We start from the raw sequence: 20,579 nt of genomic DNA, 5'->3' as shown, positions 1-20,579 counted from the left end.
ACCGTCCCCCGGCCCCGACGGGGGCCTTGCTGGACCGATTAAAATCTGTCACTTTCAATCGTTAGGACAGTATGGCTGTCCCATTTTCGGCAAGGTGCCTCGAGGGCGGGCGGAAGGTTTCGGCGCGTGCACATCGTGACGACGAAACGAGATCCGAAGCCGGTCGCCATCGCGGCGATCCGGGCCCACGCCGGCTGACTGGAAGCCGGCGTCGAGCCCGCGGGTAAGCGGGCGCTTCCTCACCGAAGACCCGACCAAACCCGACGGACTGCGTGATGCGAGCCCGGCATCCATTGATGCCTGGGCATGAAACATGCTCGCATGCGAGCAGGTCGGACAGATGAAGGGGTTTTGAGCGTGGCCGCATCTGGAAGCTTCGAGACCGTTCCGGCGACCATCCCGGCCACCCGCGACGGCGGCAAGCCGCTCGTGGTGCGCGACCCGGCCCTGCCGGCCGCGCAGGGCGCCTATGACCCGGCCCACGAGCGCGACGCCTGCGGCGTCGGCTTCATCGCCGACATGCACAACCGCCAGACCCACGCGATCGTGCAGCAGGGCCTGAGGATTCTGGAGAACCTCGACCACCGCGGCGCCGTCGGGGCCGATCCCAAGATGGGCGACGGCTGCGGCATCCTCGTCCAGATCCCGCACGTCTTCTTCGCCGAGGAATGCTCGCGCCTCGGCTTCGAGCTGCCGCCGGCCGGGCACTACGCCATCGGCCAGTTCTTCCTGCCGAAGGAGGCCGAGGCCCGCCGCACCATCGAGGAGATCGTCGAGAGGGCGCTCGCCGACGAGGGCCTGCCGCTGCTCGGCTGGCGCGACGTGCCGGTCGATCCCGAGGACCTCGGCAAGGCCGTGAAGGAGACCGAGCCGCACCATCGCCAGGTCTTCATCGGCCGCCCCGCCGCGATTCCCGACGAGGACGCCTTCGAGCGCCGGGTCTTCATCGCCCGCAAGGTCATCTCCAACACGGTCTACGGCCTCGACGACCCGCGGGTGAAGGAATTCTACCCGGTCTCGGTGTCGAGCCGCACCATCGTCTACAAGGGCATGGTGCTGGTCCACCAGCTCGGCCGGTACTTCCTCGACCTCAAGGACGAGCGCTTCGTCTCGGCGCTCGCCCTCGTGCACCAGCGCTTCGCCACCAACACCTTCCCGACCTGGCGCCTGTCGCACCCCTACCGGATGGTGGCCCATAACGGCGAGATCAACACGCTCAGGGGCAACGTCAACTGGATGGCGGCCCGCCAGGCGAGCGTCGATTCGGAGCTGTTCGGCAACGACATCTCGAAGCTCTGGCCGATCTCCTACGAGGGCCAGTCCGACACCGCCTGCTTCGACAACGCCCTCGAGTTCCTGGTGCAGGGCGGCTACCCGCTCGCCCACGCGATGATGATGCTCATACCCGAGGCCTGGGCCGGCAACCCGCTGATGAGCGAGGAGCGGCGCGCCTTCTACGAGTACCACGCCGCCCTGATGGAGCCGTGGGACGGCCCGGCCGCGGTCTGCTTCACGGATGGCCGCCAGATCGGCGCCACCCTCGACCGCAACGGCCTGAGGCCGGCCCGCTACATCGTCACCGAGGACGGCCTCGTCGTGCTCGCCTCCGAGATGGGCACGCTGCCGATCGAGGATTCGCGCATCGTCCAGTCCTGGCGCCTGCAGCCGGGCCGGATGCTGCTGATCGACCTCGAGAAGGGCCGCATCGTCTCGGACGAGGAGATCAAGGGCGAGCTCGCCGCCGCGCACCCTTATGCCGAGTGGCTGAAGAACACCCAGATCGTGCTGGAGGACCTGAAGCCCGTGGTGCCGCGCGCCTCGCGCTCGGACGTGTCGCTCCTCGATCGCCAGCAATCCTTCGGCTACAGCCAGGAGGACCTCAAGCTCCTGATGCAGCCCATGGCCGTGACCGGCCAGGAGGCGGTGGGCTCGATGGGCTCGGACACCCCGCTCTCGGCGCTCTCGGACAAGCCGAAGCTCCTCTACACCTACTTCAAGCAGAACTTCGCGCAGGTCACGAACCCGCCGATCGACCCGATCCGCGAGGAGGCCGTGATGAGCCTCGTCTCGTTCATCGGGCCGCGGCCGAACCTGCTCGACATGGAGGGCGCCTCCCGCAAGAAGCGGCTCGAGGTCCGGCAGCCGATCCTGACGAACGGCGACCTCGAGAAGATCCGCTCGATCGGCCATTTCGAGGACCGCTTCGACACCAAGACGCTCGACATGACCTACCCGGCCGAGACGGGCGCGGCGGCCATGGAGGGCGCGCTCGACCGGCTCTGCGACCGGGCCGAGGTCGCCGTGCGCGGCGGCTACAACATCATCATCCTGTCGGACCGCGCGGTGGGGCCGGACCGGATCCCGATTCCGGCGCTGCTCGCGACCGCGGCCGTGCACAACTACCTGATCCGGAAAGGTCTTCGCACCTCGGTCGGCCTCGTCGTCGAGTCGGGCGAGCCGCGCGAGGTGCACCATTTCGCCTGCCTTGCCGGCTACGGCGCCGAGGCCGTGAACCCCTACCTCGCCTTCGAGACGCTGCTCGCCATGAAGGACGAGTTCCCGCCGGACCTCGTCGACGAGGAGATCGTCACCCGCTACATCAAGTCGATCGACAAGGGCCTCCTCAAGGTGATGTCCAAGATGGGCATCTCGACCTACCAATCCTATTGCGGCGCCCAGATCTTCGACGCGGTCGGCCTCAACTCGTCCTTCGTCGCCCGCGACTTCTTCGGCACGGCGACGACGATCGAGGGCGTCGGCATGGCCGAGGTCGCCGAGGAGACCGTGCAGCGCCACCGCGACGCCTTCGGCGACGCGCCGGTCTACCGGCACGCCCTCGATATCGGCGGCGAGTACGCCTATCGGCTCCGCGGCGAGACGCATACCTGGACGCCCGACACGGTGGCGACGCTCCAGCACGCGGTGCGCCTCGGCGTGCCCGAGCGCTACCGCGAATACGCGCGCCTCGTGAACGAGCAGGAGAACCACCTCAAGACCCTGCGGGGCCTGTTCCGGATCAAGCGCGCGGAGGAGTTCGGCCGCACGGCGATCGCCGTCGAGGCGGTCGAGCCGGCCTCCGAGATCGTCAGGCGCTTCGCCACCGGCGCGATGTCCTACGGGTCGATCTCCAAGGAGGCGCACGAGACGCTCGCCATCGCGCTCAACTCCTTCGGCGGGCGCTCGAACTCGGGCGAGGGCGGCGAGGAGGTGGAGCGCTTCCGGCCGCTGCCCGACGGGCGCTCGCGCCGCTCGGCCATCAAGCAGGTGGCCTCGGGCCGGTTCGGGGTGACGACGGAGTACCTCGTCAACGCCGACATGATGCAGATCAAGGTGGCGCAGGGGGCCAAGCCCGGCGAGGGCGGCCAGCTGCCCGGCCACAAGGTCGACGCCAAGATCGCCAAGGTCCGCTACGCGACGCCGGGCGTCGGCCTGATCTCGCCGCCGCCCCACCACGACATCTACTCGATCGAGGATCTGGCCCAGCTCATCTTCGATCTCAAGAACGTCAATCCCGAAGCCGACGTGTCCGTGAAACTCGTCTCGGAGGTCGGCGTCGGCACCGTCGCGGCGGGCGTCGCCAAGGCGCGGGCCGACCACATCACGATCTCGGGCTTCGACGGCGGCACGGGCGCGGCGCCGCTCACCTCGATCAAGCACGCCGGCGGGCCCTGGGAGACGGGCTTGGCCGAGACGCAGCAGACGCTGGTGATCAACGGCCTGCGCGGGCGCGTGGCGCTGCAGGCCGACGGCGGCCTGCGCACCGGCCGCGACGTGATGATCGCGACGCTCCTCGGGGCCGACCAGTTCGGCTTCTCGACCGCGCCGCTCATCGCGGCGGGCTGCATCATGATGCGCAAGTGCCACCTCAACACCTGTCCCGTGGGCGTCGCCACCCAGGACCCGGTGCTGCGCAAGCGCTTCAAGGGCACGCCCGAGCACGTGGTGAACTACTTCTTCTACGTGGCGGAGGAGGTCCGCGAGCTGATGGCCGCGATGGGCTTTGCCAAGCTCGAGGACCTGATCGGCCGCTCGGACCTCCTCGACAAGGTCGAGGCCATCGCTCACTGGAAGGCGCGCGGCCTCGACTTCTCGAAGCTGTTCCACCGTCCGCAGGTCGGGCCCGAGGTGGCGATCCGCCACGTCGAGCGCCAGCACCACCCGATCGAGCAGGTGCTCGACCGGCGCCTTCTCGCGGGCGCCAAGCGCGCCATCGAGACGGGCGAGGCCGTGACCGTCACGGACGTGATCCGGAACTCCGACCGGGCCGGGGGCGCGATGCTCTCGGGCGCGGTCGCCAAGGCGCACGGCCACGAGGGCCTGCCCGACGACACCATCGTGGTGAAGCTCACCGGCACCGCCGGCCAGAGCTTCGGCGCGTGGCTCGCCGCCGGCGTCACCGTGGCGCTGACGGGCCACGCCAACGACTACGTCGGCAAGGGCCTGTCGGGCGGCAAGCTGATCATCCGGCCGAGCGACGCCCTCAAGGCCCCCTCCGCCCGCACGATCATGGCCGGCAACACGGTCCTGTACGGGGCGATCGCGGGCGAGTGCTACATCCGGGGCGCGGCGGGCGAGCGCTTCGCCGTGCGCAATTCCGGCGCCATCGCGGTGGTCGAGGGCATGGGCGACCACGGCTGCGAGTACATGACCGGCGGCGTCGTGGTCTCGATCGGCGAGACCGGGCGCAACTTCGCGGCCGGCATGTCGGGCGGCATCGCCTACGTGCTCGACGAGGACGGCTCGTTCTCGGCCCGCTGCAACCTCTCGATGGTCGACCTCGAGCCCGTGGAGGAGGAGGACGACATCATGCGCCGCTTCCACCAAGACGGCGACCTCGAGACCAAGGGCCGCGTCGACATCCTGGCCGACATGTCGGGCCACGACGAGGAGCGGCTCAGCCAGCTCATCACCAACCACCTGAAGTACACGGGCAGCCCCCGCGCTCAGGAGATCCTGGACAACTGGTCCACCTACCGGACCAAGTTCGTGAAGGTGATGCCGGTGGAGTATCGCCGGGCGCTGCGCGAGATGGAGATGGCGCGCATGCCGGTGGCGGCGGAATAAGAAAGCGAGAGGACGGCCGGCGCCGAAGCCGGCCGCTCCGATCAGGGCGACGACGCAAGGGGGCCGGATCAGGTGATCCGCCGCTCCAGGGACGGATCGATGGGCAAGGTCACGGGCTTCCTCGAATACGACCGGCAGGAGCAGAAGTATCAGCTCGCCGCCGACCGCGTGCGGCACTTCCGCGAGTTCACGCTGCCGCTCGACGAGCATGACCTGAAGAAGCAGGCGGCGCGCTGCATGGATTGCGGCATCCCGTTCTGCCACGGCCCGACCGGCTGCCCGGTCCACAACCAGATCCCGGACTGGAACGACCTCGTCTTCCAGTCGGACTGGGAGGAGGCCGCCCGCAACCTGCATTCCACGAACAACTTCCCCGAGTTCACGGGCCGCATCTGCCCCGCGCCCTGCGAGGAAGCCTGCACGCTCAACCTCGAGAACCAGCCGGTCGCGATCAAGACGATCGAGCAGGCCATCGCCGACCGGGCCTGGAACATGGGCTGGGTCAAGCCCGAGATCCCGCAGACCCGCACCGGCAAGCGGATCGCGGTGGTGGGCTCGGGGCCCGCCGGCATGGCGGCGGCCCAGCAGCTCGCCCGCGTCGGCCACGCGGTCCACGTCTTCGAGCGCGAGCCGAAGGCCGGCGGCCTGCTGCGCTACGGCATTCCCGACTTCAAGATGGAGAAGCGCCACATCGACCGGCGCGTGAAGCAGATGGAGGCCGAGGGGGTCGTCTTCCACTACAACCAGAACATCGGCGTCACGAAGTCGGTCGAGGAGCTGACGGCCGAGTTCGACGCCGTGCTGTTCGCGGGCGGCGCCGAGGACCCGCGCAACCCGCAGCTCCCGGGGCAGGACATGGAGGGCGTGCACTACGCGATGCCCTACCTCGTCCAGTCGAACCGGCGGGTCGGCGCCGAGCCGATGCCGGGCAACGGCGAGCTGCCGATCCTGGCCGGCGGCAGGAACGTCGTGGTCATCGGCGGCGGCGACACCGCCTCGGACTGCGTCGGCACCGCCTTCCGCCAGGGCGCGCTCTCGGTGACCCAACTCGACATCCGGCCGCGCCCGCCGGAGCGCGAGGACAAGCTGACGGTGTGGCCCTACTGGCCGACCAAGATGCGCACCTCCTCGAGCCAGGCGGAGGGCGCCGAGCGCGAGTTCCAGGCCGCGACCCTGCGGCTCGAGGGCAGGAAGGGCCGGGTGACCGGCGTCGTCTGTGCCCGCGTCGACGCCAAGCGCCAGCCGATCGCCGGCACCGAGTTCGTGCTCCCGGCCGACCTCGTCTTCATGGCGATCGGCTTCGCGGGCTCGATCCGCAAGGGGATGCTGGAGCAGTCCGGCGTCGCGATGGACAAGCGCGGCAACGTCACGGCGAACGAGACCGACTACCGCACCTCGAACGAGAAAATCTACGCGGCGGGCGACATGCGCCGCGGGCAGTCGCTCGTGGTCTGGGCGATCCGCGAGGGCCGCCAGGCCGCCCGCTCGATCGACGAGGCGCTGATGGGCGCGACCGTCCTGCCGCGCTGAGGAGGGCGCGCGCCGCCTCTTCCGATCGAAGCACGCCGCGGCGCGCCCCGCCGGCGGCACGCGAGCCCGATCAGCCCGGCGGCCACCGGAAATCGTCCGCGCGGCCGGGCTGGGGCAGGGGGGAGGCGCCCCGCTGCAGCGCGCGCTCCACGTTGCCGGACGTGTCGGCGTCGCGCGGGCGCCCGCTCGTCAGGACGCCGCCGGGCGAGACCTCGGCGCGCCCGAGCGGCACTACGGGGCCGGCCGCAGGCTTGACGGGCAGCGCGGGAATGCCGGGCGGCTCGGGCAGGCTCGGCAGCATCGCGGTGATCTGGCGGTCGATCGCGGCCGTGTCGTCGAGCTTCGGCGGCGAGCCGTCGAGGGTCGAGCCCGGCGTCGCCGCGATGGCCGCGGCCGGCTGATCCGCGAGGCTCGGGGTGGCAGCCCCCATCAGGCGCTTCAGCTCCACGTCGGCGAAGTGGGCGAGCTTGCGCGCACCCGCACGGGTGAAGTGCACGCCGTCCTGGGTGCGCAGCTTCGCGTTCTGGCCCTCGAGGTCGGGACCCGAGGGCGTGTAGCGGTTGCGGTCGTCGACGAAGCCCGGCCAGACATCCACGTAGGTGCCGCTCCCCTTGGCGACGCGCTCGCGGACGATGTCGTTGATCGCGGCGAGGTCCGTGGTCAGCCCCTCGCTGCGCATCGGCGGGGTCCCGACCCAGATCAGCGGGATCTTGCGGTCGGCGAACACCTTGACCATCGCGTCGACGCGGTCGCGGTAGATCTCGCGCCAGCGGTCGCTGAGCGGGTCGAAGCTCTGGTCGCCCTCGCGGATCGGCTGGCGGTCGTTGGCGCCGAGCATCACCAGCGCGTAGCTCACCTTCGGGTTCGCCTTCAGGAAGTCCTCGGCGGCCTTCGGCCAGTCGACCACGTCCTTGCGCACGAGGCCGCTGTCGCCCTTGGCGCGGTCGAGCACGGCCACGTCGGCATTGTCCTCGAACACGTCGTCGAGCCCCTTGCTGAGGTGGTCGGCGAGCGAGTCCCCGAACACCGCGATCTGGGTGTTCGGCTCGGCCTTCGGCACGGCGGGCTTCGGCGGTGCGGCGACCGGGGCGGGCCGCGCCCGCCGCTTCTGGGGGCGCTGCGCATCGGCGGCGGCGGGCGCGCGCGGCCGCGAGGGCCGGTAGGTCGGCTGGGGCTGCGGCTGGGGCTGCGCCTGCTGGGGCCTCTCCTCCCAGGGCCAGTAGAACTGGCGGGGCGCCTCCTGCGGCGGGGCCGTGTAGCGGCGCGCCTGCCGGGCGCCGTAGGCGTTGTCGTCCCGGTAATAATTGTCGCGGGCCCGGCGGCGGGGCGGCGCGGCGTAGGGGTCGTTCCGCGGCTGGTCGAAGGCGTCGCCCCACTGCGCCGCCGCGGGCGGCGCCTCGCCGGCGAAGACGAGGCCGGCCAGGATCGCTCCGAGGCAGGCGCGGGCCGCCGTGCAACCTCGACCGATCCGCGATCCGAGCTTCATCATCCGCCATCCCGCCTGCCCGCGGCGGGGTCCGCGGGTCGGTCTGCGCGCAACCTTACAGGACGAGAAGCCATCCGTCTAAAAGCCCCCGCGAAGGCCCGGTCGGCCGCACGGCGCGCGCGAGAGGGGGCATCGGCCGCGCCTCCCGGCCGCCTGGCCCGATCCCGGACCCGACGGACGTCACCGCGATGCCGTTCGGCCCGGCAGTACAACCCACGTTATATTAATCCGCGACCGATCCGGGTAAGGATCGGCCATCGCCGGCTTGATCCCGGGGGCCGGCGACAGCGAGACCCGCGTGCTCCCGCCTGTTTCCTGCGGAGAGCCCTGTGGCACGCTACTTCTTCGACGTTCACGACGGCGGTCCTCGGACGGACGATATCGGGACCGAGTTGTCCGGGCCCGAGGAGGCGCGTGAGGCGGCCAAGCGCCTTCTGCCCGACATCGCCCGCGAGGAGATCTCGGCCGATGGCGACCGGCGCACCTTCACGGTCGTGGCGCGTGATCAGGACGGGCACGCGGTCTACGCGGCGACCCTGTCCTTCGTAGGCCTCTGGTTGCGGCGATAGGGCTCCCGCCTTGTCCGTGGTCCGGAGATCGCGGGCAAAGCCCTACGGCTGCCCGCCGAGCCGGCCGAGCAGGGCCGGCGCCGCGTAGCCGTCGGCGACCATTCCCTCCCGGATCTGGTAGCGGCGCACCGCCTCCCGGAGCTTCGGGCCGGCCCGGCCGTCCGCGTCGCCGGCATAGAGTCCCTCGGCCGCGAGCCCGCGCTGCAGGGCCTGCAGGCCCGCCCGGTCGAGGCGCTCCGCGCCGCTCGGCCAGGGGCGGGCGAGGGCCGGCGCGCCGGCGAGCCGGTCGGCCAGGTGCCCGACCGCGAGCGCGTAGGAATCCGAGGTGTTGTAGGCCCGGATCACCTCGAAATTGTCGGTGATCAGGAAGGCGGGCCCAGCCGCGCCGCCGGGCAGGAACAGGCTCGCCTTGCCGGCCGGCGGGAGCGGCTTCCCGTCGGTGCGCCGCACGCCGCGGCGGTCGAACTCGGCCATCTCGCCGACGTAGCGCGTCAGATCGAAATCCCCCGGCAGCGCCACCTCGTAGCCCCAGGAGAGGCCCGGGTTCCAGCCGAGATCGCGCAGGTACCCGGCGATGGAGGCCAGTGAATCGGCCTCAGAATTCCAGATGTCCCGGTGCCCGTCGCCGTCGAAATCGACCGCGTGCCCCAGGAAGGTCGAGGGCAGGAACTGCACCTGCCCCATCGCGCCCGCCCAGGAGCCCTTCATGCGCTCGGGCGCGATGTCGCCCCGCTGCAGGATCGCGAGCGCGGCGAGCAGCTCCTCGCGGAACAGGTCGCCCCGGTGGCGGGCCTGCGCCAGGGTCGCCAGCGCCCGGATCGTCGGGACGCTGCCCGCGCTCGCGCCGAAATCGGATTCGACGCCCCAGAAGGCGAGGACGATCCAGCGCGGAACGCCCGTGCGCGCCTCGACGGCCGAGAGCGTGTCCGCCAGGGCGGCGGCCCGCGCCCGACCCCGCGCGATCCGGCCGGGCGTGACCGCCCCGACGAGATAGTCCCAGACCGGCCGGGCGAACTCGCCCTGCCGCCTCGTGCGGGCGAGGACGTCCGGGTCCGGCCCCGCGACGCCCCGGAAGGCCGCCGCGAAGGTGGCCTCCGAGACGCCGCGGCCGAGCGCATCCGGGCGGAGCGCGCCGAGGAAGGCCGCGAAGGTCTCGGGTCCGGCGGGCGCCTGCGCGGCCGGGGCGGGGGCGACCGGGCCGGACAGGGCGATGACGAGGGCGGCCGCGAGCGCGGCCCGGATCCGCCGCACCGGGTCAGATCCGGTTGCGCCGGCCGAGGGAATCTTCCCAGGCGAGCGCTTGGTTCACGATCGCCTCGAGGTCGTCGTGCCGCGGCGTCCAGCCGAGCTCGTCCCGGATCCGGTCGGCCTTCGCCACGATCTGCGCCGGGTCTCCGGGCCGGCGGGGCGACAGCCGCACCTCGAAGTCGCGCCCCGAGACGCGCTTGACCACCTCGATCACCTCGAGAACCGAGTAGCCGCGGCCGTAACCGCAATTCAGCGTCAGGCTCTCGCCGCCGGCGCGCAGGTGATCGAGGGCGACGCGGTGCGCCTCGGCGAGGTCCGAGACCTGGATGTAGTCGCGCAGGCAGGAGCCGTCGCGGGTGGGGTAGTCGGTGCCGAACACCTCGAGATGGCTGCGGCTCCCGAGAGCCGCCTGGGTCGCGACCTTGATCAGGTGGGTGGCGTTCGGCGTCGACTGGCCGGTGCGCCCGCGCGGGTCGGCGCCCGCGACGTTGAAGTAGCGCAGGATGACGTAGCTGAATCCGTGGGCCTTGGCCGCGTCCTGGATCATCCACTCGCTCATCAGCTTGGAGCGGCCGTAGGGGTTGATCGGGCTGGTCGTCAGGTCCTCGGGCACCGGCACCACGTCCGGCTCGCCGTAGACCGCGGCGGTCGACGAGAAGATGACGTGCTTGACGCCCGTGCGCACCGCGGTCTCGATCAGCGCGCGGGTCTTGACCGTGTTGGCGAGGTAGTAGCCGAGCGGGTCGGCCACCGAATCCGGCACCACGATGCGGGCCGCGAAATGCGCGAGCGCGTCGACCCGGTGCTGCAGGATCGTCTCGGTGACGAGGGCCTGGTCGGCGACGTCGCCGACGACGAGCTTCACGTCCGGCGGGAGCGCCCAGTCGAAGCCCGTGGAGAGATCGTCGAGGACGACGACCTCCTCGTGCCCCGCATCGCGCAGCGCCAGGACCATGTGACTGCCGATATAGCCCGCGCCGCCCGTGACCAGAACTGCCATCGTCCACTCGTCCCTAATGCAACCGACAGATGAAGATACCGCAATGCTTCGGGGGTGTTTATGGGGCAAAGGTGGCGGATGCGATAACCACGAGGCTTTGCGCACCCGGCCGCTGCGCTATGATTCAGCTTGAGCGTTCCCCCATTCCGGCAATCCGCAGGTTCCACTCGATGAAACGCATTCGCAAGGCTGTCCTTCCCGTCGCGGGCCTCGGCACGCGCTTCCTGCCCGCCACGAAGGCGGTGCCGAAGGAGATGCTCACGGTGGTCGACCGCCCGGTGGTGCAGCACGTGGTGGACGAGGCGCGGGAAGCGGGCATCGAGCACTTCGTCTTCGTCACCGGCCGCGGCAAGGCCGTGATCGAGGACCATTTCGACATCGCGTTCGAGCTCGACCAGACCCTGCAGGAGCGCGGCAAGCGGGCCGCCTACGAGGAGCTGAAGAAGGACCTGCCCAGGGCCGGGCAGACGAGCTTCACCCGCCAGCAGGCGCCGCTGGGCCTCGGCCACGCGGTCTGGTGCGCCCGCGAGATCGTCGGCGACGAGCCCTTCGCGGTGCTCCTGCCCGACATGCTGAGCCGCGGCTGCATGGGCCAGATGCTCGCGGCCTACGAGCGGCACGGCGGCAACGTCATCGCGGTGGAGGAGGTCAAGCCCGAGGAGACGCACCAGTACGGCATCGTCAGCGTCGGCGAGACCTTCGGGCAGACCTTCGAGATCACCGGCATGGTCGAGAAGCCCAAGCAGGGCACCGCGCCCTCGAACTACATCATCTCGGGCCGCTACATCCTGCAGCCGGAGGTCTTCGCGATCCTGGAGCGGGGCGAGAAGGGCGCGGGCGGCGAGATCCAGCTCACCGACGCGATGATCCGGCTCGCCGAGACCCAGAAGTTCTACGGCATGCGCTACGAGGGCCGCACCTACGACACCGGCTCGAAGCTCGGCTTCCTCACCGCCAACCTCGCCTACGCGCTCGAGCGCGAGGACCTGGCCGGCCCGCTGCGCGCCGAGATCGCCGCGCTCCTCCGGCAGGGCTGAGAGAGGCGGGGCCACAACTCAATTGCGCGTCACGCGCCGGAGCCATGCGCTGGAAGCGGGCTTGGCCGTTGGAAAGCGCTTGCGTTTTGTGCGGCGCACTTTACTTTGTGCATTGCGGGATCGCGATGGCGTCGCGGTCCGGCAGCCCTTCTTGGGCGTTTCCTCCCTAGACTTCGGGCCGCTCCTTCGGGAGTGGCCTTTTTTTCTGTCCGGGAGCGGGCCGGCCTATTCCGCGGCGATGCGGCGGGCGCCGAGGTCCATCGCCTCCGCCGCGACCGCGGCCACCACCGCCCGCAGAGCGTCGATCAGCGGCAGGAAGCCCGAGGTGACCGCGAGCGTCACCTCGTTCATGTAGAGCGCCCGGTTCAGCTCGATCTGCAGGGCGTGGCGGCCGACATTCGGCTCGCCGTAATGCTCGGTGATGAAGCCGCCCGCGTAGGGCTTGTTGCGCACCACCCGGAACCCCGCCCGCCGCAGGGCCTCCTCGAACAGGTCGATCAGCGCGGGCGCGCAGGCCGTGCCGAAGCGGTCGCCGAGAACGATGTCGGCCTTGGCCTCCGGGTCCCGCCCGAGGCTGGAGGAGGGCATCGAGTGGCAGTCGATCAGGACGGCGTGGCCGAACTGGCGGGCGGTGCGCTGGATCAGCCCGCGCAGCGTGCGGTGATAGGGCTTGTAGAGCGCCTCGATGCGACGGACCGCCTCGTCGACCGGGAGGCGGCTGCCGTAGATCTCCTGCCCGTCGGCGACCACCCGCGGAACCGTGCCGAGCCCGCCCGCCACCCGCATCGAGCGGGTGTTGGCGAAGGGCGGCAGGCGCCCGTCGAACATGCGCGGGTCGAGTTCGTAGGGCTCGCGGTTGACGTCCAGGAAGGCGCGCGGGAAGTTCGCCCGCATCAAGGGCGCGCCGAGCCCGACCACGGGGGCGAAGAGCCGCTCCACATGCGCGTCCTCGGAGCGGCGCAGGGCGAGGGCGTCGAGGCGCGAGGCCGCCAGGAACGCCACCGGGTAGACCGATCCGGAATGCCCGGTGTTGAAGACGAACGGCAGCGCATGGGTTTCGGGCTCGTCGACCGTGAAGGCCGGAGCGAAGCCGAACGGGTCGGTCTCATCCGGGTGGGACGCTGTCATCGGGGCGCGGGCGCCTCTCTGGCGGGAGGGTCTCGGACAGCCTCCACATTGGGGCGCGGGGCCGCGCCTGTCCACTGCGCAGGCGGGCGTGGCCGGCCCGCATCGGTGCGGCAGGGCACCGGCCGGCGCCCCCAAATCCTAACGCCTTGTTTACCAAATCGTCCCTTTATGGAATGAACGCAGCGACTCAAGGGCTCGGAACCGTCCGATGAAGATCCTCCTGGCCGAAGACGACAACGACATGCGCCGCTTCCTGGCCAAGGCGCTGCAGAATGCGGGCTACGACGTTCTCTCCTTCGACAACGGACTCTCGGCCTACAACCGGCTGCGCGAGGAGCCCTTCGAGCTGCTCCTGACCGATATCGTGATGCCCGAGATGGACGGGATCGAGCTGGCGCGGCGCGCCACCGAGCTCGATCCGGACATCAAGGTCATGTTCATCACGGGCTTCGCCGCCGTGGCGCTGAACCCGGATTCGAAGGCCCCGAAGGACGCCAAGGTCCTGTCCAAGCCCTTCCACCTGCGCGACCTCGTCAACGAGGTCGAGAAGCTGCTGGCGGCCTGAGGCGGCCGGCGGTCCCGCGCGACATCCCGGCCCCGTGGCTCTCCCGCAATAGGAAGCGGCCTGCCGCTTGCCTATATGCAGGCATTCCTCCACGGGGCTCGTCCGCGCACATGCAGCCTGTCACGATCTACACCACGGCCTGGTGCCCCTACTGCTCGGCGGCGAAAAGCCTCCTGAAGGAGAAGGGCGTCGCCTTCCAGGAGATCGACGTCGAGAGGATGCAGGGCGCGCGCGCCGCGATGCTGCAGCGCTCGGGCGGGCGCACCAGCGTGCCGCAGATCTTCGTCGGCGCGCAGCATGTCGGCGGCTGCGACGACCTCTACGCCCTCGAGCGCGCGGGCCGGCTCGATCCGCTGCTCGGCGCCGAGGCCGTCCCGGCGGGCGACGTCCCGGCGGGCAAGATCGCAGCGGGCAAGGCCGCGGCGGGCCAGGCCGATGGCTGAGCCCCGCTTCGTCGCCGCCTGCGTCCAGATGCGGTCGGGACGCGACCCGCTCGCCAACCGCGACGCGGCGGTCGCGGGCGTGCGCGAGGCGGCGCGGGCCGGCGCGCACTACGTGCAGACCCCCGAGATGACCTCGCTGGTCGAGCGCAGCCGCACGGCCCTGTTCGAGAAGGTCGGGCCGCCGGAGGACGACCCGACGCTTGCCGCCCTGCGCGCGGTCGCCCGCGAGGCGGGCGTCATGGTTCAGGTCGGCTCGCTCGCGGTGCGCAGCGGCGACAAGATCGCCAACCGCGCCTTCCTGATCGACGGGCAGGGCGAGATCCTGGCGGCCTACGACAAGCTCCACCTCTACGACGTCGACCTGCCGAACGGGGAGCGCTGGCGCGAATCCGCCACCTACACGGGCGGCGCCTCGGCGGTGGTGGCCGAGACGCCCTGGGCCACGATCGGACTGGGCATCTGCTACGACATCCGCTTCCCGGCCCTCTACCGGGCCCTCGCGGAGGCCGGCGCCACGGTGCTGACCGCGCCCGCCTGCTTCACGAAGCAGACCGGCGAGGCGCACTGGCACGTCCTGCACCGGGCCCGCGCCATCGAGACGGGATCGTTCATGATCTCGGCCGCGCAGGGCGGCCGCCACGAGGACGGGCGCGACACCTACGGCCACTCGATCATCGTCGATCCCTGGGGCGTCGTGCTGGCCGATGCGGGCGGGCCCGAGCCCGGCGTGATCCTGGCCGAGATCGACCTCGCCCGGGTGGCGGAGGCGCGCGCGCGCATCCCCGCCCTCGCGCATGCGAGACCCTTCACCGTCGAGCGGGTGGGCCGCCAAGGCTGATCCGCGCGTTGTCCTGAAGCCATGATCCGATACGCACTCGTCTGCGAGGCCGGCCACGGCTTCGAGAGCTGGTTCCCCTCGAGCGACGCCTACGACGACCAGGCGGCACGCGGCCTCGTGACCTGCCCGTTCTGCGACTCGGCCAGGGTCGACAAGAGCCCGATGGCGCCGGGCGTCGCCCGCACCGACCGCGCCCGCCCGCCCGCCGCGACGCCCGCCGCCGTGCCCGCGCCCGCCCCGATGCCCATGCTCGCCGAGCCCGAGCGCCAGATGCGGGCGCTGCTGCGGATGGTGCGCGCGCAGGTGGCGAGCACCGCCGAGCACGTGGGCGCGCGCTTCCCCGAGGAAGCGCGCAAGATCCATTACGGAGAGGCCGACAGCCGCCCGATCTACGGGCAGGCCAGCCTGGAGGAGGCGCGCGCCCTCGTCGACGAGGGCATCGACGTCGCGCCGCTGCCGATGCTGCCGGACGACCGGAACTAGCGCTCTCTCCGCCAAAGCGGTTGCCGGCTCGCCGATCAGAAGGCGCGCAAGATCAATGGTTTGGAGCGTCGCCCGTGATTCAAGGATCACGGACGATGCTCCGGGGCACGCTCCGGGCGAGCCCGCATGGGCGGCGTGGTCGGTACGATCCCGCGCCCGGCACGCTCCCGTCGGCCGGGAGCAAGGCTCCGCCGTCAAGATCAGGGCCGTTCAAGGTCGATTCCGCAAATAACCAGAAGTTTTATGTTTTAACGTGTGACAATGCCGAATTGTAGAACGGCGCATACATAGCGGACGACCGCCAGGAGCGACGCCGCACCCGTCGATAGCGGCAGCGCTTCGAGGCTCGCCCGCAAGCCGAAGCGCACGCCTCATGACATCAGCCTCGAGCGCCGAACTGGCTCCGCTCATCCGCAAGCTGGAGAGCATCGCATGCCTCTCGGACGAGGCGCGGCAGGCCGTCGGCCGGCTGCCGATGGCCGTTCGCGTGGTCGAGGCGCAGCACGACATCGTCCGCGACAAGGAGCGGCCCTCGCAATGCTGCCTCGTCCTCTCGGGCTGGGCCTTCCGCTACAAGCTCCTGAGCGAGGGCAAGCGGCAGATCCTGTCGTTCCACGTGCCGGGCGACATCCCGGACCTGCAGAGCCTGCCCCTGCACGTGATGGACCACAATCTCGCCAGCCTGACCCCGTGCCGCTTGGGCTTTCTCTCGCATGAGAGCCTCCGTGAGCTGTGCTTCCGCTACCCGGAGGTCGCGCTGGCGCTCTGGCGCGACACGCTCGTCGACGCGGCCATCTTCCGCGAGTGGATGACGGGCATCGGCCGGCGCACCGCGCATGGGCGGATCGCGCACGTCTTCTGCGAGATGTACTGCAAGCTCCACGCCGTCGGCCTGGCCGGGAACAACCGCTGCGAGTGGCTCTCCACGCAGATCGACATCGGCGACGCGCTGGGCCTGTCGAACGTGCACGTCAACCGCGTGCTGCAGGATCTGCGCGCCCAGGGCCTGATCAGCCTGCAGGGCCGGGAACTGATCATCCATGACTGGAGTAGCCTCAGCAGGTTGGGCGAGTTCGACACGACCTATCTGCACCTCGAGCGAGAGGCCGCCGCGTGAGCCTGCATCTTGAGCCCGTGCGCGTGGCGACGGGCAGCGGGGACGAGGAAGGGCAGCTCGTCTTCGACGACGATCGTTTCGCGGCGGTGCTGGTGCGGCTCTCGGACCAGCACGGGCCGGATGCCGGCAAGTGGTTCTTCGAGGCCGGCGTCGGGCGCCTCGACGGCCCGATCCATCCGACCTTCGCCGATCTCAGCGAGGCGCAGGGCTGGATCACGCGCCGCCTTGCCGGAAGCGGCCGCCCTGACCCGCGGCTGATCGGTGCCGCTCCCAATTGACCGCCTCGGGCTTGGCGCGCCTCGCGCCGTCGGACTCGACCGCTCCCGCGGGGGCGTGCGCATGGCGGATCCCGAAAGCGGGCGAACCGAGCGCGCTATCGGCCAGAGCGGTTGCCGGTTTGGCGATCGGGAAGCGCGCCAGATCAATGGTTTGGAGCATCGTCCGCGATCCGGGAATCACGGACGATGCTCTAGCGCCGCAGCGCCGCTCGGCCCGCCAGCGCGGCGAGCACGGCCGCGATCAGCGCGTTCCAGCCGGCCAGCGACACGCCGAGGAAGCGCCAGGCGGCGGTCGAGCAATCGACAACCCGGGTCGTCTTCAGCGCGTCGAGGAAGTCGCCGACTGAGTCGGGATTGGCGCCGCTGCCGCCGCCGCAATCGGTCGGGCCCGGCCAGAAGCCCCACTCGGCGCCCGCGTGGTAGACCCCGAGGCCCGCCCCGTACAGGAGCACGAGGGCGGCGAGACCCAGCGTCAGCCGGGCGAGGCGCCCGGGCGCCCCGAGCGCGACCGCCGCCAGCGGGATCGCCGCGTAGTAGGGGATGCGCTCGGTCAGGCAGAGCTTGCACGGGACGTAGCCGAGGACATGCTCGAACACGAGCGCGCCGCCGACCGTCGCCGCGGCCCCGAGGAGGACGAGGAGGGCCGTTCCCCTCCGGCTCCCCAACCCGGCAGAGATCCTCACAGCAACACCTTGAACAGCACGAAGCCGAGGATGATCACGGCGGCCGAGACCGCCGCCACCACGTTGAGATGCCGGTCGAGCACGCCGCGGATCTGGACGCCGTAGCGGCCGAGCAGCCCTGCCAGGAGAAAGAAGCGCGCGCCCCGCGTCGCGATCGACAGCACGGTGAACCAGAACAGGCTGTAATGGGCGAAGCCCGACGTGATGGTGACGAGCTTGTAGGGGATCGGCGTCAGACCTTTGAGCAGGATCACCCAGTGCCCGTACCGGGCGTAGGATTCCTGGAACGTCACGGCCGAGTTTTGCAGGCCGTAGATCCGAAACAGCCACTGGCCGAGGGAGTCGAACAGGAGCGCGCCGATCGCGTAGCCGACGAGGCCGCCCGCCACCGAGCCGACCGTCGCGATGAGCGCGTAGAACCAGACCCGGTCCGGCCGGCTCACCGCCATCGGCACCAGCATGGCGTCGGGCGGCACGGGGAAGAACGAGCTCTCGGCGAACGCCACGGCCCCGAGTGCCCAGGGCGCGGAGGGCTTGCCGGCAAGTGCCATTATCCACTCGTAGAGGCGGCGGATCATCGGGTCCTGGGGTCTGGCGAGGGTGAGGCGGCGCCCATTGAGCACAACCGTCCGGCGCTGACCAGCGGCCGGAACCGGCGCGGACGGCCCGGCCGCGCCGCCTTCCTCCCCCGAAATATCCGCTTGGCCCCCGTGCCGGACCTGTGCGAAGAGGCCCGTGTCGCGGGTATGGCGGAATTGGTAGACGCGGGCGACTCAAAATCGCCAGCCGCAAGGCGTGGGGGTTCGATTCCCTCTACCCGCACCAGCGTTCTCCTATCATGACCGCCCGATCCCTTCGGTGTGGGTGCGGGCTCCCAGCCTAGCCCTCATCCTGAGGCGCCGCAGCGTAGCGGAGGCCTCGAAGGAGGACTCCAGGAAGCGCGGGGGCCGCTGGAAACCTCCTTCGAGGCCGCTGGCGCGGCACCTCAGGATGAGGTCGCGGGTTGGTGCGCTCACCCGCACCGAAGTGATCAGTCGGCGACGGTATTACCGAGCCTCGAGAAAGCGCCTGATCCAGCCGCCGACGCGTCCGGAATCGTGCGGCGCGTCGAGGGAGGCGAGGGCGGCGGCCCCGAACGTCGGATCGGCCTCGGCGGCACGGTGGCCCGAGACGAGGGCGCGCGCGTAATCGGCCGCGAATTCCGGGTGGCACTGGAAGGAGAGGGCGGCCCGGTCGCGGTAGGCCAGGACGCCGAAGGGCGTGAAGGCGCTGCCCGCGAGCACGCGCGCGCCCGGCGGAGGCGCCACGACCTGGTCTTGGTGGCTCAACGGGACGGCGATGGCCCGCGCGCCGTCCATGAAGGGCGCGGTCTCGACCACGTCGTAGCGGTGCAGGCCGAGGCCCCAGCCCGTCCGGGACTTCTCGACCTGGCCGCCCCAGGCCTGCGCCATGACCTGATGGCCGAAGCAGAGGCCCACCACCCGCCTGCCGGGATCGAGGTTCCGCAGGAAGGCGGTAAGGTCGGCGATCCACGGGTCCGGGTCGTAGGCGCCCGCCGGCGAGCCCGTGATCAGGTAGGCCTCGTGCGCCCCGGTCCCGGGCAGCGCGCCGCGATCGGCGAGATAGGTCTCGTAATCGTGGCCCGGCCCGACGAGGCGCTCGACCATGGCGCCGTAGCCGGGATAGGCGCCGCCGAGGCGCGCCGGGGGACGCCCGGTTTCGAGGATCGCGATTCTCATGCGGACGTGACAGCCCGCTTTGTGGGCGGGGATGAGGCGGGGCCGCCCGCGCGGGCCGCTTTTCGGCGGAGCGAGGCGTTCTGACCGGGACGCGTGCCGCACCGCCGTCGAGGCGCCAGGCGTCGAGCCCGTTCACGCCGCCCGGACGCGCGGGCGCAGGCGGCCGGTCTCCTTCGGGCGGATGTCCATGGCGTTGCCGCGCCAGACGATCGCGCTCTGCAGCCAGGCGCTGAGCCACAACGCGGGGAGCATCGCGTCCCGCGCCAGGAAGGCGAGCAGGAGACGGGGCGGGCGGGGCCAGCCGGCGCGGCCCGCGAGCGCGTACTCGGCGCCGTACCAGACGAGCGCCAACGCGCCGAGGCCGAGGGCGGCCGGCATCGTGCCCGCGCAGGCGGCCGCGATCCCGAGGGGCAGGAGCGCGCCGGTGCCGATCTCGGGGGCGAAGAAGAGCGGGAAGGTGACGCGGCGCAGGCGCGCCCAGCGCAACTGCCGCGCCCAGACCTCGCGGAAGCGGCGGCGCCCGAGGGGCTGGCGGAAGGGCGCGGCGACGAGGTGGACGCGGTGTCCGGCGGCCCGCACCAGCTTCGTGGCGGCCGCGTCCTCGGCGATCTCGGCGGCGAGCGCCCGGATGCCCCCCCGCGCCTCCAGGAAGGGCTTGTGCCAGAGCATGCTCTTGCCCTGGGCGAAGCCGAGGCCGAGCGCCTCGCCGGCATATTGCCAGCGGGCCTGGAGCGTGTTCAGGAAGGCGCACTCGACCTCGGCCCAGAACCCGTCCGGCCGGTCGCCGATCGGCGTCGAGCAGACGAGGCCGGTCCCGGCCCGCCACGCCGCCTGCAATTGCTGCAGGTAATCGGGCGGCATCAGCACGTTCGAGTCGGCGAGGACCACCCAATCGTGCCGGGCGGCCTCCCAGCCGCGCACGCAGTTGTTCAGCTTCGGGTTGTCGCTGACCCGCTCGTCGCCGACGATGATGCGGGACGCGACCCGCGGATTGGCCGCGATCAGGCGGCGCAGGAGCGGCAGGATCGGGTCGCCGGCATCCGCCACGCAGAAGATCAGCTCGTAATCGGGATAGTCGAGCCGGAAGCCGCGTGTCAGCATCTCCTCGCTGAAGGCCTCGAGCCCGCAGACCGGCCGCACCAGAGAGACGGGCGCGGCGGCCGGGAAGGTCGAGCCCGGCCGCGCCGCGCCGATGCGCCGCGCCGCGATCGCGAGGCTGACGAGTTGGACGAGCGTCAGGAGGGCGCAGAGCGCGAGGACGAGCAGGGGGCCGCTCGCGGCAGGGCCGTGCATGAACGGGTCTCCAAAACGAGTCTCGACGTCAGGGCCGCCGCGCCTGCGGCGCAGGGGCGCGCCCGAGTCCTATCCGGA

17 protein-coding genes, 1 tRNA gene and 1 pseudogene are annotated in these 20,579 nt (G+C 71.1%); 11 read left to right on the top strand and 8 right to left on the bottom strand.

Features of this window, described 5'->3' with window-relative positions; translation table 11 throughout:
* The first annotated feature begins 351 nt into the window (after positions 1 to 351).
* Together gltB and WDW90_RS04510 are read left to right on the top strand one after the other, a co-directional pair.
* Positions 352 to 5,064 carry a glutamate synthase large subunit gene (gene gltB, locus WDW90_RS04515; RefSeq protein WP_336486090.1) on the top strand — a complete coding sequence of 1,571 codons (4,713 nt, stop codon included), beginning with the start codon at positions 352 to 354 and terminating at the stop codon, positions 5,062 to 5,064.
* 99 nt (positions 5,065 to 5,163) lie between these two features.
* The gene (locus WDW90_RS04510; protein ID WP_336486089.1) at positions 5,164 to 6,594 is read left to right on the top strand and encodes a glutamate synthase subunit beta; all 1,431 of its coding nucleotides are present in this window, start codon (positions 5,164 to 5,166) and stop codon (positions 6,592 to 6,594) included.
* A 70-nt stretch (positions 6,595 to 6,664) separates the two neighbouring features.
* Here the strand turns inward: WDW90_RS04510 and WDW90_RS04505 are convergent, their stop codons facing one another.
* Complete coding sequence (locus tag WDW90_RS04505) at positions 6,665 to 8,080, bottom strand: SGNH/GDSL hydrolase family protein (RefSeq protein ID WP_431310980.1); 1,416 nt, start codon at positions 8,078 to 8,080, stop codon at positions 6,665 to 6,667.
* A 329-nt stretch (positions 8,081 to 8,409) separates the two neighbouring features.
* Here WDW90_RS04505 and WDW90_RS04500 point away from each other — a divergent pair, with 329 nt between their 5' ends.
* Positions 8,410 to 8,649, top strand: coding sequence for a DUF6894 family protein (locus WDW90_RS04500; protein ID WP_336486087.1), 240 nt, complete (start codon positions 8,410 to 8,412; stop codon positions 8,647 to 8,649).
* A gap of 42 nt (positions 8,650 to 8,691) precedes the next feature.
* Here WDW90_RS04500 and WDW90_RS04495 read toward each other — a convergent pair whose 3' ends face one another.
* Together WDW90_RS04495 and galE are read right to left on the bottom strand one after the other, a co-directional pair.
* On the bottom strand, positions 8,692 to 9,900 hold the full coding sequence (locus WDW90_RS04495; protein ID WP_336486086.1) for a lytic murein transglycosylase: 1,209 nt from the start codon (positions 9,898 to 9,900) through the stop codon (positions 8,692 to 8,694).
* A 4-nt stretch (positions 9,901 to 9,904) separates the two neighbouring features.
* Positions 9,905 to 10,897: a UDP-glucose 4-epimerase GalE gene (gene galE / locus WDW90_RS04490; RefSeq protein ID WP_336486085.1), complete on the bottom strand. Its 993-nt coding sequence runs from the start codon at positions 10,895 to 10,897 to the stop codon at positions 9,905 to 9,907.
* A 170-nt stretch (positions 10,898 to 11,067) separates the two neighbouring features.
* Here galE and WDW90_RS04485 point away from each other — a divergent pair, with 170 nt between their 5' ends.
* On the top strand, positions 11,068 to 11,934 hold the full coding sequence (locus WDW90_RS04485) for a UTP--glucose-1-phosphate uridylyltransferase (RefSeq protein WP_336486083.1): 867 nt from the start codon (positions 11,068 to 11,070) through the stop codon (positions 11,932 to 11,934).
* Between the two features lie 225 nt (positions 11,935 to 12,159).
* Here the strand turns inward: WDW90_RS04485 and WDW90_RS04480 are convergent, their stop codons facing one another.
* Positions 12,160 to 13,062 carry an N-formylglutamate amidohydrolase gene (locus WDW90_RS04480; protein ID WP_336486082.1) on the bottom strand — a complete coding sequence of 301 codons (903 nt, stop codon included), beginning with the start codon at positions 13,060 to 13,062 and terminating at the stop codon, positions 12,160 to 12,162.
* 208 nt (positions 13,063 to 13,270) lie between these two features.
* Between WDW90_RS04480 and cpdR the strand changes: the two genes are divergently transcribed.
* The 6 genes and pseudogenes from cpdR (at position 13,271) to WDW90_RS04450 (ending at position 16,786) form a co-directional block, all read left to right on the top strand.
* A complete protein-coding gene (gene cpdR / locus WDW90_RS04475) occupies positions 13,271 to 13,627 on the top strand; it encodes a cell cycle two-component system response regulator CpdR (RefSeq protein ID WP_003603128.1) in 357 nt (118 codons plus the stop codon).
* Positions 13,628 to 13,737: 110 nt separating this feature from the next.
* Positions 13,738 to 13,992: pseudogene (gene grxC, locus WDW90_RS04470) on the top strand (glutaredoxin 3); the annotation flags it as partial.
* Positions 13,993 to 14,062: 70 nt separating this feature from the next.
* Complete coding sequence (locus WDW90_RS04465) at positions 14,063 to 14,908, top strand: carbon-nitrogen hydrolase family protein (protein WP_336486080.1); 846 nt, start codon at positions 14,063 to 14,065, stop codon at positions 14,906 to 14,908.
* A 21-nt stretch (positions 14,909 to 14,929) separates the two neighbouring features.
* On the top strand, positions 14,930 to 15,391 hold the full coding sequence (locus WDW90_RS04460; RefSeq protein ID WP_336486079.1) for a DUF1178 family protein: 462 nt from the start codon (positions 14,930 to 14,932) through the stop codon (positions 15,389 to 15,391).
* 373 nt (positions 15,392 to 15,764) lie between these two features.
* Positions 15,765 to 16,508 carry a Crp/Fnr family transcriptional regulator gene (locus WDW90_RS04455; protein ID WP_336486078.1) on the top strand — a complete coding sequence of 248 codons (744 nt, stop codon included), beginning with the start codon at positions 15,765 to 15,767 and terminating at the stop codon, positions 16,506 to 16,508.
* Entirely contained in the window at positions 16,505 to 16,786 is a 282-nt protein-coding gene (locus WDW90_RS04450) for a hypothetical protein (RefSeq protein WP_336486077.1), read from the top strand. The genes WDW90_RS04455 and WDW90_RS04450 overlap by 4 nt, the downstream gene beginning before the upstream one ends.
* A gap of 191 nt (positions 16,787 to 16,977) precedes the next feature.
* Here the strand turns inward: WDW90_RS04450 and WDW90_RS04445 are convergent, their stop codons facing one another.
* On the bottom strand, positions 16,978 to 17,451 hold the full coding sequence (locus tag WDW90_RS04445; protein WP_336486076.1) for a disulfide bond formation protein B: 474 nt from the start codon (positions 17,449 to 17,451) through the stop codon (positions 16,978 to 16,980).
* A gap of 14 nt (positions 17,452 to 17,465) precedes the next feature.
* Complete coding sequence (locus tag WDW90_RS04440; protein ID WP_336486075.1) at positions 17,466 to 18,047, bottom strand: YqaA family protein; 582 nt, start codon at positions 18,045 to 18,047, stop codon at positions 17,466 to 17,468.
* A 162-nt stretch (positions 18,048 to 18,209) separates the two neighbouring features.
* Between WDW90_RS04440 and WDW90_RS04435 the strand changes: the two genes are divergently transcribed.
* Positions 18,210 to 18,294, top strand: a tRNA-Leu gene (locus WDW90_RS04435).
* Positions 18,295 to 18,515: 221 nt separating this feature from the next.
* On the opposite strand, the gene WDW90_RS04430 is transcribed toward WDW90_RS04435, so the two are convergent.
* Together WDW90_RS04430 and WDW90_RS04425 are read right to left on the bottom strand one after the other, a co-directional pair.
* Entirely contained in the window at positions 18,516 to 19,208 is a 693-nt protein-coding gene (locus WDW90_RS04430) for a glutamine amidotransferase-related protein (protein WP_336486074.1), read from the bottom strand.
* Between the two features lie 132 nt (positions 19,209 to 19,340).
* On the bottom strand, positions 19,341 to 20,501 hold the full coding sequence (locus tag WDW90_RS04425) for a ceramide glucosyltransferase (protein WP_336486073.1): 1,161 nt from the start codon (positions 20,499 to 20,501) through the stop codon (positions 19,341 to 19,343).
* Positions 20,502 to 20,579 lie beyond the last annotated feature (78 nt).

The sequence above is a fragment of the Methylobacterium nigriterrae genome (assembly GCF_037106235.1).
Classification (GTDB): Bacteria; Pseudomonadota; Alphaproteobacteria; order Rhizobiales; family Beijerinckiaceae; genus Methylobacterium; species Methylobacterium nigriterrae.
Note: the sequence above shows the minus strand (reverse complement) of the source record. Positions and strands in the feature narration are given on the sequence as shown.

Excerpts from the sequence above, each read along its gene's own strand:
- cpdR (WP_003603128.1), top strand. The coding sequence starts at position 13,271 with ATGAAGATCCTCCTGGCCGAAGACGACAACGACATGCGCCGCTTCCTG.
- WDW90_RS04480 (WP_336486082.1), bottom strand. The coding sequence starts at position 13,062 with ATGACAGCGTCCCACCCGGATGAGACCGACCCGTTCGGCTTCGCTCCG.
- WDW90_RS04440 (WP_336486075.1), bottom strand. The coding sequence starts at position 18,047 with ATGATCCGCCGCCTCTACGAGTGGATAATGGCACTTGCCGGCAAGCCC.
- WDW90_RS04425 (WP_336486073.1), bottom strand. The coding sequence starts at position 20,501 with ATGCACGGCCCTGCCGCGAGCGGCCCCCTGCTCGTCCTCGCGCTCTGC.
- WDW90_RS04460 (WP_336486079.1), top strand. The coding sequence starts at position 14,930 with ATGATCCGATACGCACTCGTCTGCGAGGCCGGCCACGGCTTCGAGAGC.
- WDW90_RS04430 (WP_336486074.1), bottom strand. The coding sequence starts at position 19,208 with ATGAGAATCGCGATCCTCGAAACCGGGCGTCCCCCGGCGCGCCTCGGC.
- galE (WP_336486085.1), bottom strand. The coding sequence starts at position 10,897 with ATGGCAGTTCTGGTCACGGGCGGCGCGGGCTATATCGGCAGTCACATG.
- WDW90_RS04465 (WP_336486080.1), top strand. The coding sequence starts at position 14,063 with ATGGCTGAGCCCCGCTTCGTCGCCGCCTGCGTCCAGATGCGGTCGGGA.
- WDW90_RS04505 (WP_431310980.1), bottom strand. The coding sequence starts at position 8,080 with ATGAAGCTCGGATCGCGGATCGGTCGAGGTTGCACGGCGGCCCGCGCC.
- WDW90_RS04455 (WP_336486078.1), top strand. The coding sequence starts at position 15,765 with ATGACATCAGCCTCGAGCGCCGAACTGGCTCCGCTCATCCGCAAGCTG.
- WDW90_RS04510 (WP_336486089.1), top strand. The coding sequence starts at position 5,164 with ATGGGCAAGGTCACGGGCTTCCTCGAATACGACCGGCAGGAGCAGAAG.
- WDW90_RS04485 (WP_336486083.1), top strand. The coding sequence starts at position 11,068 with ATGAAACGCATTCGCAAGGCTGTCCTTCCCGTCGCGGGCCTCGGCACG.